Origin of the sequence: Bradyrhizobium manausense (genome assembly GCF_018131105.1) — a bacterium.
GTDB lineage: Bacteria > Pseudomonadota > Alphaproteobacteria > Rhizobiales > Xanthobacteraceae > Bradyrhizobium > Bradyrhizobium manausense_B.
The window spans coordinates 259,709-272,454 of record NZ_JAFCJI010000002.1; the positions used below are offsets into that span (position 1 = coordinate 259,709).

The window sequence follows — 12,746 nt, forward strand, 5'->3', positions numbered from 1 at the left end:
CCTCTTCAGACGAGTCTCGGAAACGGATTGGTTGAAAGCCCGGCGAGTGCTGCGGCCGGCAGTGCATCAGCTTCGATCAGCGCGGCGGCCTTGGCGAGATCGCCGGCCATGTAGCGATCCGCGCCGAGTGCGGGCACTTGCGCGCGCAGCGCCGCGATGACGGCAACCAGCGGCGCACTGGTCGCATGCGGCGCGCGCAACGTGATGCCTTGCGCGGCGACCAGGAGTTCGATGCCCAGAATCGCGGCGAGGTTGTCGGCCATATCGGACAGGCGCCGCGCGGCATGCGCGGCCATCGAGACATGGTCTTCCTGGTTGGCGCTGGTCGGCGTCGAGTCGATCGAGCAGGCCGCCGCACGCTGCTTGTTCTCGGCATAGAGCGCAGCCGCCGTCACCTCGGCGATCATGAAGCCGGAATTGATGCCGGGGTCCGGTGTCAGGAACGGCGGAAGACCGAAATTGAGCGCCGGGTCGACCAGCGTCGCGATGCGCCGCTCGCTGATCGCGCCAATCTCCGACAACGCAAGCGCGATCGTATCGGCGGCAAAGGCGACCGGCTCGGCGTGAAAATTGCCGCCGGAGACGATCTCGCCGGTCTCGACCAGCACGAGCGGATTGTCGGTGACGGCGTTGGCCTCGGTGATCAAGGTGCGCGCGGCCTGGGTGACGACGTCGAGCGCGGCGCCTGCGACCTGCGGCTGGCAGCGCAGGCAATAGGGATCCTGCACGCGCTCGTCGCCTTCGAGATGCGACAGGCGGATATCGCTGCCGTCGAGCAGCGCGATTAGCGTTGCGCCCGCTGCGACCTGCCCGGGATGCCCGCGCAGCGCCTGGATTTCAGGACGGAACGGCGCCGTCGACGCCATCGCCGCATCCACCGACAGGGCGCCGGTGACGAGTGCCGCGCGTGCCAGGCGAAATGCGCGCAACACGCCGGCAATCGCATAGGCCGTCGAGAACTGCGTGCCGTTGATCAGCGCGAGGCCTTCCTTTGGACCGAGCGTCAGCGGCGCGAGGCCGGCCGCCGCCAGCGCGTTCGCTCCGGATACGGTTTTCCCATCGAGGATCGCTTGTCCCTCTCCGATCATCACGGCCGTCATGTGCGCGAGCGGTGCGAGATCGCCGGAGGCACCGACCGAGCCCTGTTGCGGCACCAGAGGATAGACGCCCCGCGCCAGCATCGCCTGCAATTGCTCGATCACCTCGCGGCGCACGCCGGAGGCGCCGCGGCCAAGCGAGACGATTTTCAGCGCCATCATCAGCCGCACGATTGGCTCGGGCGTGGCCGGGCCGACGCCGCAGCAATGCGAGACGATGAGATTGCGCTGGAGCAGAGCAGTCTGATCCGGCGGAATGCGCTTCGAGGCCAGCTTTCCGAAACCGGTGTTGATGCCATAGACCGGCGCGGCGGCCTGCGCGGCGTTTGCCACGATTTCGGCCGCCGCATTGACGCGCGGCCAAAACGACGGATCGAGCACAACTGGTGCGCCTTCGAGCACCCGCGCGAGATCATCAAGGCTCACCGTCCCCGGCCTGACGACGATCGCGGCGGCCTGCGCCGTCACTGGCCCCTCCACACTCGCCGATGCAGCGGATTGAAGCCGATGCGATAGACCAACTCGGCAGGACGCTCGATGTCCCAGATCGCGAGGTCGCACCACTTTCCCGCTTCCAGCGTTCCTGAAACATCGAGAGCGCCGAGCGCGCGGGCGCCTTCGCGGGTGACGCCGGCGAGGCACTCGACGACGTTCATCCGGAACAGGGTCGCGCCCATATTCATCGCGAGCAGGAGCGAGGTCAGCGGCGAGCTACCAGGATTGCAGTCGGTCGCGAGCGCCATGGGAACGCCGTGCTTGCGGAACGCCTCGACTGGCGGCTTTTGCGTCTCGCGAATAAAGTAGAAGGCGCCGGGCAGCAGCACCGCGACCGTTCCAGCCTTCGCCATTGCGGCGGCGCCGGCTTCGTCGGTGTGCTCGAGGTGATCGGCCGAGAGCGCGGAGAATTTTGCGGCGAGCGCGGCGCCACCGAGATTCGAGAGTTGATCGGCATGAAGCTTGACCCGCAAGCCCAGCTTCCTCGCAGTCTCGAACACCCGCGCCGTCTGCTCTGCCGAGAACGCGATGCCCTCCATGAAGGCATCGACCGCATCGGCCAGGCCGGCTTTTGCGACCGCGGGCAACATCGCGTTGCAAACGAGGTCGATGTAGCGATCCTTGTCACCATCGGCTTCCGCCGGCAACGCGTGCGCGCCTAGGAAGGAGGTGCGGATCGCAACTTTCCGCTGACGACCGAGGCTGCGCGCGGCAGAAAGCTGGCGCATCTCGGTCTCGGTATCGAGGCCATAGCCGGACTTGACCTCGACCGTGGTTGCGCCCTCGCCGATCAGCGCATCGAGCCGCGACAATGCGCTCGCGACCAGTTCGGCCTCGCTCGCCTTGCGCGTCGCGGCGACTGTCGAAACGATGCCACCACCGGCACGCGCGATTTCCTCGTAGCTCGCACCCTTCAGGCGCAGCTCGAATTCATGCGCGCGGTTGCCGCCATAGACGAGATGGGTGTGGCAGTCGACGAGCCCGGGTGTGATCCAGCGCCCTTCGCAATCGATCCGCTCGATGGCGTCGGCATGGTCGGGAAAGTCGGCCGCCGCGCCAGCATAGACGATGCGGCCGCCGCGCGCGGCGATCACGCCACGCTCGATCTCGCCGACGTCGGGACGGTCGGCCCGCATCGTGGCGAGCCGGGCGTTATGCCAGATCCGGTCGAAGCGCTCTGCCATGCGGGTACCCGTCGGATGCTTGACTTATATGTCTAGACATATAATCGTAAGGCGGTTCTGTCCAGCCGGCGTGTAATCAATCATGACCCGACTGCATTTCGCCTCCGCGCTCCTGCCCTCGGGCTGGGCCAATGACGTGCAGGTGGTGATCACCGCCGGCGCGATCGCGGGGGTGACGCCTGATGTGGCGCCTGATACCGGCGACGAACGCCATGCCATTGCGCTTCCGGGACTGGCGAGCCTGCACAGCCACGCGTTTCAACGTGGCATGGCGGGGCTAGCCGAGCTACGCGGCGACTCGACCGACACGTTCTGGACCTGGCGCGAGACGATGTATCGTTTTGCACTGGCGATGACGCCGGATGATGTCGCCGCCGTTGCGACGTTGCTGTATGTCGAGATGCTTGAGCAGGGCTTTACCCGCGTCGGCGAGTTCCATTATCTGCATCACGATCGCGACGGCTCGCATTACGCTGATCCCGCCGAGATGGCCGGACGCATTGCGCAGGCTGCCGAGGCCTCCAGCATTGGACTTACGCTGCTGCCGAGTTTTTATGCGCACGGTTCCTTCGGTGGCACGGCGCCACATGACGGCCAGCGCCGCTTCATCAACTCGGTCGACCAGTTCGCCGAGCTGATGGCGGCCTCGCGCAAGGCGATCGCAAACTTGCCCGGCGCCAATATCGGCATCGCGCCACACAGCCTGCGCGCGGTGGCGCCGGACGAACTGGCGGCGATCATTCCCCTCGCGGATGGTGGACCGGTGCACATCCATGCCGCTGAGCAGGTGAAAGAAGTCGAGGATTGCCTGGCCTGGTCGGGGCGGCGGCCGGTGCAATGGCTACTGGAGCACGCCCCCATCGACCGGCGTTGGTGCCTGATCCACGCGACGCACATGACGGAACAGGAAGTCATCGCATTCGCCGGGACCGGCGCGGTCGCGGGCCTCTGCCCTGTGACCGAAGCGAGCCTTGGCGACGGCATTTTTCCTGCGCGCGAATTCCTCGACGCCGGCGGCATGTTCGGCGTCGGTACCGATTCCAACGTGCTGGTCGGCATCACCGATGAACTGCGTCAACTCGAATACGGCCAGCGGCTGAAGCATCGCGCACGCAACGTGCTGTCAGGTGGCGCCGGGCGTTCGACCGGGCGCACGCTGTTCGACGATGCCCTCGCGGGCGGCGCGCGGGCACTGGCGCAGCCGGCGGTCGGCCTCACCCCGGGCGCGCGGGCCGACATCGTCACCCTCGACGCCGCGCATCCGTCGCTCGCGGGACGCCGCGGCGATCCAGTGATCGACGGCTGGATCTTTGCGGCAGGAAGCGGCGCGATCGATTGCGTCTGGGCCGGTGGCCACAAGGTCGTCGAAGGTGGCCGGCACAGGCTGCGCCAATCCGCGCGCGAGCGGTTCAACACGGCGGTCGGGAGGCTCGTCGCATGAGCCTCGCCACCGACGCGTCTGACAAGCCGACGCTCTACAAGCGCATCCGCGCCGATATCGAAAAGCGCATCCTGACCGGCGAATGGCCGCCGGGTCATCGCATTCCGTTCGAGCACGAGCTGGTCGCGCGCTACGGCTGTTCGCGCATGACGGTGAACAAGGCGCTGTCGGAGCTGGCGCAGGCCGACCTCATCGAGAGGCGGCGGCGCGCTGGCTCCTTCGTCCGCCGGCCGCAGCATCTGTCTGCCGTGCTCAAGATCGCTGACATCCGCGCCGAGATCACCGCGCTTGGGCGCGCTTACAGCTACGAGTTGATCGGGCGCAAGCTACGCGCCGCAACCGCGGTCGACCGCGAGCGCCTCGGGGTCAAGAAAGCCGGCAAGGTCGTCGCAATCACCTGCCGACACAGCGCTGACAAGGTGCCCTTCGCCGTCGAGGACAGGTTGATTGATCTGTCATCCGTGCCGGATGCGGCGACCGCGGATTTCTCGCGCGAGCCGCCAGGCTCCTGGCTGCTTCATCATGTCCCATGGACAGAAGCCGAGCATACGATCAGCGCCATTGTCGCGGATGATCGCACGGCGGAGGCGCTCGACATCGCCGCCGGCGCGCCCTGCCTCGTGATCGACCGCTACACCTGGCGCAGCGCGCGCACGATCACCGCGGTGCGCCTGCTTTATCCCGGTGATTCTCACCGCCTTGTCGCGCGATTCAAGGGAGGCTGAGAGAACGATGTCGGTACAAATCGTGCAACGCTTCGGGCAACGGTCTGCATAGACCGACAGAGATCAACAGGACGTCAATCCATCTGGGCAAGAGGACGACAATCATGCGTAGTTCGACAATTTTTGCGACCATCATTGCAGTTGCAGCCGCCACTCCCGTGCTCGCCGACGACGTCAAGGTCGGCGTCGGCATCTCCGGATGGACCGGTTTCGCGCCGCTGACGCTGGCGAAGGAAGCCGGCATCTTCAAGAAGAACGGTCTCGACGTCACCATCAAGAAGATCCCGCAGAAGGACCGCCACCTCGCGATCGCCTCCGGCGACGTCCAGTGTGCAGCCACCACGGTCGAGACCTGGATCTCCTGGAACGCCAATGGCGTCGCAACCAAGCAGATCTTCCAGCTCGACAAGAGCTTCGGCGCCGACGGCATGGCCGTGCGCAACGACGTCGCCTCGATCAAGGAGCTGAAGGGCAAGACCGTCGCGGCTTCCGCGCCCGGCACCTCGCCCTATTTCGCGCTGGCCTGGATGCTGAAGAAGAACGGGCTCACGGTGAAGGACGTCACCGTCGTGAACCTCGAGCCGGCAGCCGCCGCACAGGCCTTTGTCTCCGGCCAGAACGATGCCGCGATGACCTATGAACCATACCTGTCGACGGTGCGCGCTGCGCCCGACAAGGGCAAGATCATCGCGACCACGCTGGACTATCCGATCGTGATGGACACGTTCGGCTGCACGCCGAAGTTCCTGAGCGAGAACCCGAAGGCGGCGCAGGCACTGGCCAACAGCTATTTCGAGGCGCTCGACATGATCGCGAAGGACCAGGCCAAGTCATATGAGATCATGGGCGCCGACGTGAAGCAGACCGGCGAGCAGTTCGGCAACTCGGCAAAGTATCTGCGCTGGCAGGACAAGGCCGCGAACCAGAAGTTCTTCGCCGGCGACTTCCTCGCCTTCAACAAGGACGCGACCGAGCTCCTGCTTGAGATCGGCATCATCAAGGCTGCGCCGAAGGTCGAGGACCTGTTCGACGCGAGCTTCATCAAGTAGGCCCCGACAATTGCTGGTCCCGCCGCACGGCGGGGCCAGCACTTGATCGACCATTCGGATAGACAGTTGATGCGTCCCCTGGATTCCGTGACATCGAAGCAGCGCGTGGCCTACGGCCTTGCGTTCTTTGTGCTGTTCGTCGCCCTCTGGTCCTGGGCAACCTTTGGCGGCCATGTGTCGAAGACCTTTCTCGCCAGCCCGCTGACCATGGTGCAGGAAGGTTATGACCTGCTGACGAAGCAGGGCTTCGTCTACGATATCGGCATGACGATCTGGCGGGTCGTCGGCGGCTTTGCGCTCGCCGCAATCATCGCGGTGCCGCTCGGCGTGCTGATGGGTGCCTACAAGCCGATCGAGGCATTCCTCGAACCTTTCGTCTCCTTTGCGCGCTATCTGCCGGCCTCCGCCTTCATTCCGCTGCTGATCCTCTGGGCCGGCATCGGCGAGTTGCAGAAGCTGCTGGTGATCTTCATCGGCTCGGTATTCCAGGTCATCCTGATGATCGCCGTGACCGTCGGCGCGACACGACGCGATCTGGTGGAAGCCGCCTATACGCTCGGGGCCAGCGACCGCGGCATCATCCGCCGGGTGCTCTTGCCCTCTTCTGCGCCTGAGATCGCCGAGATCCTGCGACTGGTGCTGGGCTGGGCTTGGACTTACGTCATCGTCGCCGAGCTGATCGGCTCATCCTCCGGCATCGGGCACATGATCACCGACAGCCAGGCACTGCTCAACACCGGCCAGATCATCTTCGGCATCATCGTGATCGGGTTGATCGGCCTGCTCTCGGACTTCATGTTCAAGGCCTTCAACGCCTGGCTGTTCCCGTGGAGGCTGGCATGACCACGCTCAAAATTGAACAGGTCTCGCGAACCTTCCCGGCGCGCCACGACAATGCGCCGACCAAAGCGCTGGAGCCGACCGACCTCACCATCGGCAACAACGACTTCGTCACCATCCTCGGCCCTTCAGGCTGCGGCAAGTCCACGCTGCTGCGCATCGTGGCCGGCCTCGACCGTCCGACCAGCGGGCGCGTCACCCTCGACGGACGGGAGGTCACCGGCCCCGGCGCCGATCGCGGCATGGTGTTCCAGTCCTACACGTTGTTTCCCTGGCTGACCGTACGCGAGAACATCGCGTTCGGCCTGCGCGAGCGCGGCGTGCCGGAGGCGGAGCGCAACAAGGTCGCCGACGCCTTCATCCGCCGGGTCGGACTTGCCGGCTTCGAGAACCACTGGCCAAAGCAGCTTTCCGGCGGCATGCAGCAGCGCACGGCGATTGCGCGCGCGCTTGCCAACGATCCAAAGATCCTGTTGCTCGACGAGCCCTTCGGTGCGCTCGACAACCAGACCCGCGCCCTGATGCAGGAAATGCTGCTGGGCATCTGGGAACGCGACCAGAAGACCGTGCTGTTCGTCACCCACGACATCGAGGAGGCGATCTTCCTCGGCAGCCGCGTCATCGTCATGAGCGCCCGTCCCGGCCGCATCAAGGCCGAGATCGCCGTGGACCTGCCGCATCCGCGCTCCTACAAGATCAAGACCACGCCCGAATTCGTCCAGTTGAAGGAACGGCTGGTCGAGGAGATCCGCACCGAGGCGCTGAAGGTTGCCGAACATGCCTGACACCAAGCTGCACGCCGATGGCGCGCGCGTCCTCGCCGATCTCAATGCGCTGCGTACGCTGGGCACCTACAAGACCGGCGTGCACAAGCCGACTTTCTCCGAGCCGCACAGGCAGTCACTGGACTGGCTGGTGCAGAAGCTGCCCGAGGCCGGCCTCACCGGCGCGATCGACGGCATCGGCAACATCCTCGGCACCTGCGCCAAGCCTGGACCAAAGCTGCTGGCGGGCTCGCACCTGGAAAGCCAGAATTACGCCGGCTGGCTCGATGGCCCGCTCGGCGTCATCTATGCGCTCGAGGCGGCGCGCGTGCTCAATGGCGATCCGTCCGTGAAGGGCGCAGTCGAAGTTGCCGCATGGTGCGACGAGGAAGGCCATTTCGGCAGCTTCCTCGGCTCGCGCTCCTATGTCGGACAGGTGACCGAGGCCGAGATCGACGCGGCGCGCGACCGCACCAGCGGTCGCACCATGCGCGATGCGCTCGCCGACATGAGGCTCGCCGGACGGTCACGCATCACGGCCGAACCGGGACGGCACATCGGCTATCTCGAAGCGCATATCGAGCAGGGCGACACGCTCGAGAGCGGCAAGCTCGCGATCGGCGTCGTCACCTCCATCGTCGGCATCTGGCAATACCGCATCAGTTTCACCGGCGAGCAGAACCACGCCGGCACCACCCGCATGGCCGTACGCAAGGACGCGGGCCTCGCGCTCGCAAAGTTCTGCGTGGCGATCAACGAGCGCTTCCCGGCCTCGTCCGGACCGCGCACGGTCTGGACCACCGGCCGCATCACGCTCGATCCGGGCGCGCCGAGCATCATTCCCGGCGGCGCCGAAATGCTGTTCCAGATCCGCGACGACAACCCGGCCGTGATCGCGCGGCTGGAGGAGTTGCTGCAGACGATGGCGGCTGAGGCCACCGCGAAGGGCACCTGCACCGTCGCCGTGGAGAAAATCCGCACCGGCGCGCCCGCCATGATGAACCCGGGCATCCAGGACGCGATCGAGGCCGCGAGCAAGATGCTCGCCGATGGACGATCGCTGCGTATGCCGAGCGGTGCCGGTCATGACGCCCAGATGCTCGCGACCATCATGCCCGCGGGCATGCTGTTCGTGCCCTCGATCGGCGGCGTCAGCCATCACTGGACCGAGAACACCGCCGACGCCGATATCATCACGGGGGCACAGGTGTTTGTCGACTCCTGCCGGCGGATTCTTGCGGGCTAACGCCTGGCTACTCCGCCAGATTGTGCTGCTGCCAGCGCAGCAGGTAGGCCTGCAATCGCCAGATCAGTGATGACAGCGCAACGCCGACCAGCATCAGCACGACAACCGCGACCATCATACCGGACGCCTCCGCTCGCGCCTCCGACTCGATGATCAGTCGCCCGATTCCTCGCTCCGCGCCAATGAACTCGCCGACGATCACCCCAATCAGAGCAAAGGAAATCGCAGGCGTCAGCGAGGCGAAGACCCAGGCCATGGTCGAGGGGACGACCACGGTTCGCGTGATCTGCCACTCGCTGGCGCCGAGCAGCCTCGCCGCATTGACAAAGCCCTCGTCGATCGAGCGCGCCCCTTCGAACGTGTTGAAGAAGACGAGGAAGACAACCACGATCCACGAAGTCACGATCTTCGAGGTATCGCCGATGCCGAAGGCCAGCACGATGATCGGCGCCAGCGCGATGCGGGGAATCGAATTCACCGCCGTGATAAACGGTTGGAAAATGGCGCTCAGCCGATCCGAACGGCCGAGTACCAGGCCGGCGACAAAGCCGCTGCTGACGCCGGTCACGAAGCCGAAGAAGGTGTTCTTCAGGGTGACGGCGGTCGCGATCCAGAGATTGTTCTCGGATCGCGCCATGCAGCGGCTGAATTCGCCATTGAACCAGCCGTTGAATACGCCGAGCTTCGACTTGAGGCAGCTCAGGATCAGCAAGTGCTCGAAGATCTCCGAAGGCTTGGAAATGAAGTAGGGGTCGAGCAGATCCGGCACCAGCCAGGGAAGGCGGCCATGCAGGTCGTATCCCCACTGCCAGATCGACAGGAAGCAGATGCAGATCAGCATTTGCCACGCAAACGTCCTGCCGGGGCTGCGTGCGCGTCTCATGGCTTGCGGCCCTTGATGAATTCCTCACCGAGCGAGTGCCAGATCAGCTGGAACAGCTCGGCATAGCGCGGCGTCTCCCGGATTTTCACCGCGTTGCGCGGGCGAGCGAAATCCACTTCAAAACTCTCCTTGATCCGGCCGGGCCGCGCGGAGAACAAAATGATCCGATCCGCCAGCGTCAGCGCCTCGCCGAGATCGTGGGTTACGAACAGCACGGTCTGCTGCTCGCGCTCCCAGATGCGCAGCAGCACATCATGCATGTCGATCTTGGTGTGGGTGTCGAGCGCACCGAACGGCTCGTCCATCAGCAGAACCTGCGGTTCGATCACCAGCGTCCGCATCAAGGCTGCGCGCTGGCGCATGCCGCCGGACAAGGCCGACGGATAGGCGTTGCCGAAGTCCTGCAGTCCGGCCTGCTTCAGGCAGGCATTGATCCGCTCCTTTCGCTCTGCTGGCGGAACGCCCGCAAGCTGCAGACCGTAACCGATGTTGTCGGCCACGGTGCGCCAGGGAAACAGAGTGTCGCGCTGGAACACATAGCCGACGTCGGGCGTCGCCTTTCCGTGAATGACTGGCCTTCCATCGATCAGGATCTCCCCGCTGGTCGGCTTGAGCAGCGTCGCGATCATGTTGAGAACAGTGCTCTTGCCCGACCCTGATGGACCCAGCAGAGCAACGAACTCGCCGCGCCGAACCTGAAACGACACGTCACGCACCGCCTCGATGGCCGCGCCTGCCAACTGGAAGGTCTTGCTCAGGCCGCGCACGTCGATGCGTTGCGTCTCCGCCGACGCAACGAACTCCGGCGCATGCATGGCTTGCACCGTCAAGCTGGATAGGCCTTGCGGGCCGCTTCGATGAAGCTGGTGTTGATGACGTCAGCCATCGCGAGTGGCTTGATGCCGGTCATTTCACGAAACCAGACCTTCTCACCGCGCGCCCAGCTGGCCGCATCGACGACGCAGTTGTAATCGGTGACCTTCTTCATGACCCCGATGTCGAGAAGGTTCGCATCGCGCGACGTGCTTCCGACATATGGCTCGATCGCATCATAGATCTCTTCGGGCGAGTGTCCCTTGATCCACTGGGTCGCGCGCCACAGCGCCGTGACGAACGCCTGCATCTTGGGCGGATCCTTGTCGATGGTCGCTTGCAACGTGAAATGAGACGTCACCGGCACCTTGCCACCGATATACTTGGCCCAGATCGCCTCGTCCGTGCCGTCGAACAACAGCGCACCCCAACCCTGTTCGACCGAGTCCTTCAGAATTGACGGCGAGTTGATGAGAACGTCGACCTGTTTCGTCTTTAACGTGCCCATCATGGTGTCGACGTTACCTGTGCCGATCCAGGTGACCTTGTCGTCCAGTCCCATGGTTTCCATATAGTAGGAAGCCCAGACGTGGTTGGTGCCGCCCAGCGACGATACCGAGACGATCGGCTTGCGCCCGTCGGGCCGCTTCCACTTCGCCAGCGCCTCAATGGTGGTGATGCCCTGGTCGAACAGATCCTTGCGGATGATGAAGATCGCGGCATTGCTGCGAGTATCGACCGGCATCAAGACCCGCGCGCTGCGGCCATGATTGGTTAGCTGCATCGGATGGGTGATGTCGCCGATGCCGATGTCACCTTGGGACGAGGCGATGATCTCGCGCGTCTTCACGCCGCTGCCGCCCTGGATCAGCTTGCAGTCGAGGCCTGCGTCCTTGAAGAACCCGGCCCGGTCGGCGATGAACTGGGATTGGTAGATCGGAATGGCCACTGGATAGATCACGCGGCCCTGCGGGGTATCCGCCCGTGCCCGCCCTGCCGCTATGGTGGCACCTGCGCCGGCGACGATGGTTAGCGCAGACCGTCTGGTGATCACTGTTTTCATCACGCGTGCTCCCTCTCCTTGCCTGCCACTTTCTCGAGCGCGTTCAGCACCGCATCGCCCATCTCCTGGGTCGAAAGCCTTCTTGCGCCGGCTTCGGCGATGTCGGCCGTTCGTGCGCCAGCGGTCAGGGCCGCAGCCACGGCCTGCTCCAGCAGCGCCGCATCATCGGGCCGATTGAGTGTCATGCGCAACATCATTGCGACGCTGAGGATGGAGCCAAGCGGATTGGCAACACCTTTGCCCGCAATGTCGGGCGCGCTGCCATGGACCGGTTCATAGAGTGCCTTGCGGCGCCCCAGCCGGTCCGGCGGTCCGAGCGAGGCCGACGGCAGCATGCCGAGCGAGCCCGACGCCATCGCAGCGCAATCGGAGAGTATGTCGCCGAAGATATTGCAGGTCACCATGACATCGAATTGCGCGGGCGCCCGCACGATCTGCATGGCGGCATTGTCGACGTAGAGGTGCGTCAGCTCCACATCGGAGAATTCCGCCTCGTGCAGCGCGGTCACCTCCTCGCGCCACAGCACGCTGGTTTCCAGCACGTTGGCCTTGTCGACCGAGCAGACCCGCCCCTTGCGCGTCCGTGCCAGCTCGAACGCGGTTCGCGCCACGCGGCGGACCTGGTTGGTCGTGTATTGCTGGGTGTTGAAGCCGCGGCGCTGGCCGTCCGGCAGCGCTTCGATTCCGCGCGGCTCGCCGAAATAGATGCCGCTGGTGAGTTCGCGAATGATGATGAAGTCGACATCTTTCAGCACCGAAGCCTTGAGCGGTGCGGAATCCGCCAGCGCCGGATTGGCGACGATGGGCCTCAGATTCGCATAGAGGTCGTACTTGCTGCGCAGCGACAGCAGACTTCCCGCCTTGCGCGCCGCCGGAGGAACTTCCGTGGTTTCGGGGCCGCCCGTCGCCCCCCAGAGGATCGCGTCGGCCTCCTCCATCGCCTCGACGGTATCCTCCGGCAGCACCTTGCCTGTCGCCAGATACGGGATGAGACCGTATTGCGCTTCGCGCAACGCCACGGGAACGCCGCGCCGGGCCGCAAACCATTTGAGAACGCGATGCGACTGGTCGGTCACCTCAGGGCCGATACCCTCGCCGCCAACCACGGCGACCTTGATCATGTTCGAAAGCGTGTTCATGCCTGAT

The 12,746-nt window shown here is 64.8% G+C and carries 12 protein-coding genes; 6 read left to right on the forward strand and 6 right to left on the reverse strand.

The window, feature by feature from the left end:
* Positions 1-5: 5 nt before the first annotated feature.
* Together hutH and hutI are read right to left on the reverse strand one after the other, a co-directional pair.
* Positions 6-1,565, reverse strand: coding sequence for a histidine ammonia-lyase (gene hutH / locus JQ631_RS21525; protein ID WP_212328940.1), 1,560 nt, complete (start codon positions 1,563-1,565; stop codon positions 6-8).
* Positions 1,562-2,776, reverse strand: coding sequence for an imidazolonepropionase (gene hutI / locus JQ631_RS21530; protein WP_212328941.1), 1,215 nt, complete (start codon positions 2,774-2,776; stop codon positions 1,562-1,564). Before hutI ends, hutH begins: the two co-directional genes overlap by 4 nt.
* An 82-nt stretch (positions 2,777-2,858) precedes the next feature.
* On the opposite strand from hutI, the gene JQ631_RS21535 reads away from it, so the two are divergent.
* From JQ631_RS21535 to JQ631_RS21560, 6 genes are all read left to right on the forward strand, one after another.
* Complete coding sequence (locus tag JQ631_RS21535; RefSeq protein ID WP_212328942.1) at positions 2,859-4,217, forward strand: formimidoylglutamate deiminase; 1,359 nt, start codon at positions 2,859-2,861, stop codon at positions 4,215-4,217.
* Complete coding sequence (hutC, locus tag JQ631_RS21540) at positions 4,214-4,942, forward strand: histidine utilization transcriptional repressor HutC (RefSeq protein WP_212328943.1); 729 nt, start codon at positions 4,214-4,216, stop codon at positions 4,940-4,942. The genes JQ631_RS21535 and hutC overlap by 4 nt, the downstream gene beginning before the upstream one ends.
* A gap of 104 nt (positions 4,943-5,046) precedes the next feature.
* A complete protein-coding gene (locus tag JQ631_RS21545; RefSeq protein ID WP_212328944.1) occupies positions 5,047-5,991 on the forward strand; it encodes an ABC transporter substrate-binding protein in 945 nt (314 codons plus the stop codon).
* A gap of 69 nt (positions 5,992-6,060) precedes the next feature.
* A complete protein-coding gene (locus JQ631_RS21550) occupies positions 6,061-6,834 on the forward strand; it encodes an ABC transporter permease (protein WP_212331495.1) in 774 nt (257 codons plus the stop codon).
* A complete protein-coding gene (locus tag JQ631_RS21555) occupies positions 6,831-7,616 on the forward strand; it encodes an ABC transporter ATP-binding protein (RefSeq protein ID WP_212328945.1) in 786 nt (261 codons plus the stop codon). Before JQ631_RS21550 ends, JQ631_RS21555 begins: the two co-directional genes overlap by 4 nt.
* Positions 7,609-8,841 carry a Zn-dependent hydrolase gene (locus tag JQ631_RS21560; protein WP_212328946.1) on the forward strand — a complete coding sequence of 411 codons (1,233 nt, stop codon included), beginning with the start codon at positions 7,609-7,611 and terminating at the stop codon, positions 8,839-8,841. Before JQ631_RS21555 ends, JQ631_RS21560 begins: the two co-directional genes overlap by 8 nt.
* 7 nt (positions 8,842-8,848) lie before the next feature.
* On the opposite strand, the gene JQ631_RS21565 is transcribed toward JQ631_RS21560, so the two are convergent.
* The 4 genes from JQ631_RS21565 to leuB are packed head-to-tail and all read right to left on the reverse strand — an operon-like array spanning position 8,849 to position 12,739.
* The gene (locus JQ631_RS21565) at positions 8,849-9,724 is read right to left on the reverse strand and encodes an ABC transporter permease (protein WP_212328947.1); all 876 of its coding nucleotides are present in this window, start codon (positions 9,722-9,724) and stop codon (positions 8,849-8,851) included.
* Positions 9,721-10,554, reverse strand: a complete 834-nt coding sequence (locus JQ631_RS21570) for an ABC transporter ATP-binding protein (RefSeq protein WP_249160866.1) — start codon at positions 10,552-10,554, stop codon at positions 9,721-9,723. The genes JQ631_RS21565 and JQ631_RS21570 overlap by 4 nt, the downstream gene beginning before the upstream one ends.
* Positions 10,551-11,600 carry an ABC transporter substrate-binding protein gene (locus JQ631_RS21575; protein ID WP_212328948.1) on the reverse strand — a complete coding sequence of 350 codons (1,050 nt, stop codon included), beginning with the start codon at positions 11,598-11,600 and terminating at the stop codon, positions 10,551-10,553. The genes JQ631_RS21570 and JQ631_RS21575 overlap by 4 nt, the downstream gene beginning before the upstream one ends.
* On the reverse strand, positions 11,600-12,739 hold the full coding sequence (gene leuB / locus JQ631_RS21580; protein ID WP_212328949.1) for a 3-isopropylmalate dehydrogenase: 1,140 nt from the start codon (positions 12,737-12,739) through the stop codon (positions 11,600-11,602). Before leuB ends, JQ631_RS21575 begins: the two co-directional genes overlap by 1 nt.
* Positions 12,740-12,746: the final 7 nt, after the last annotated feature.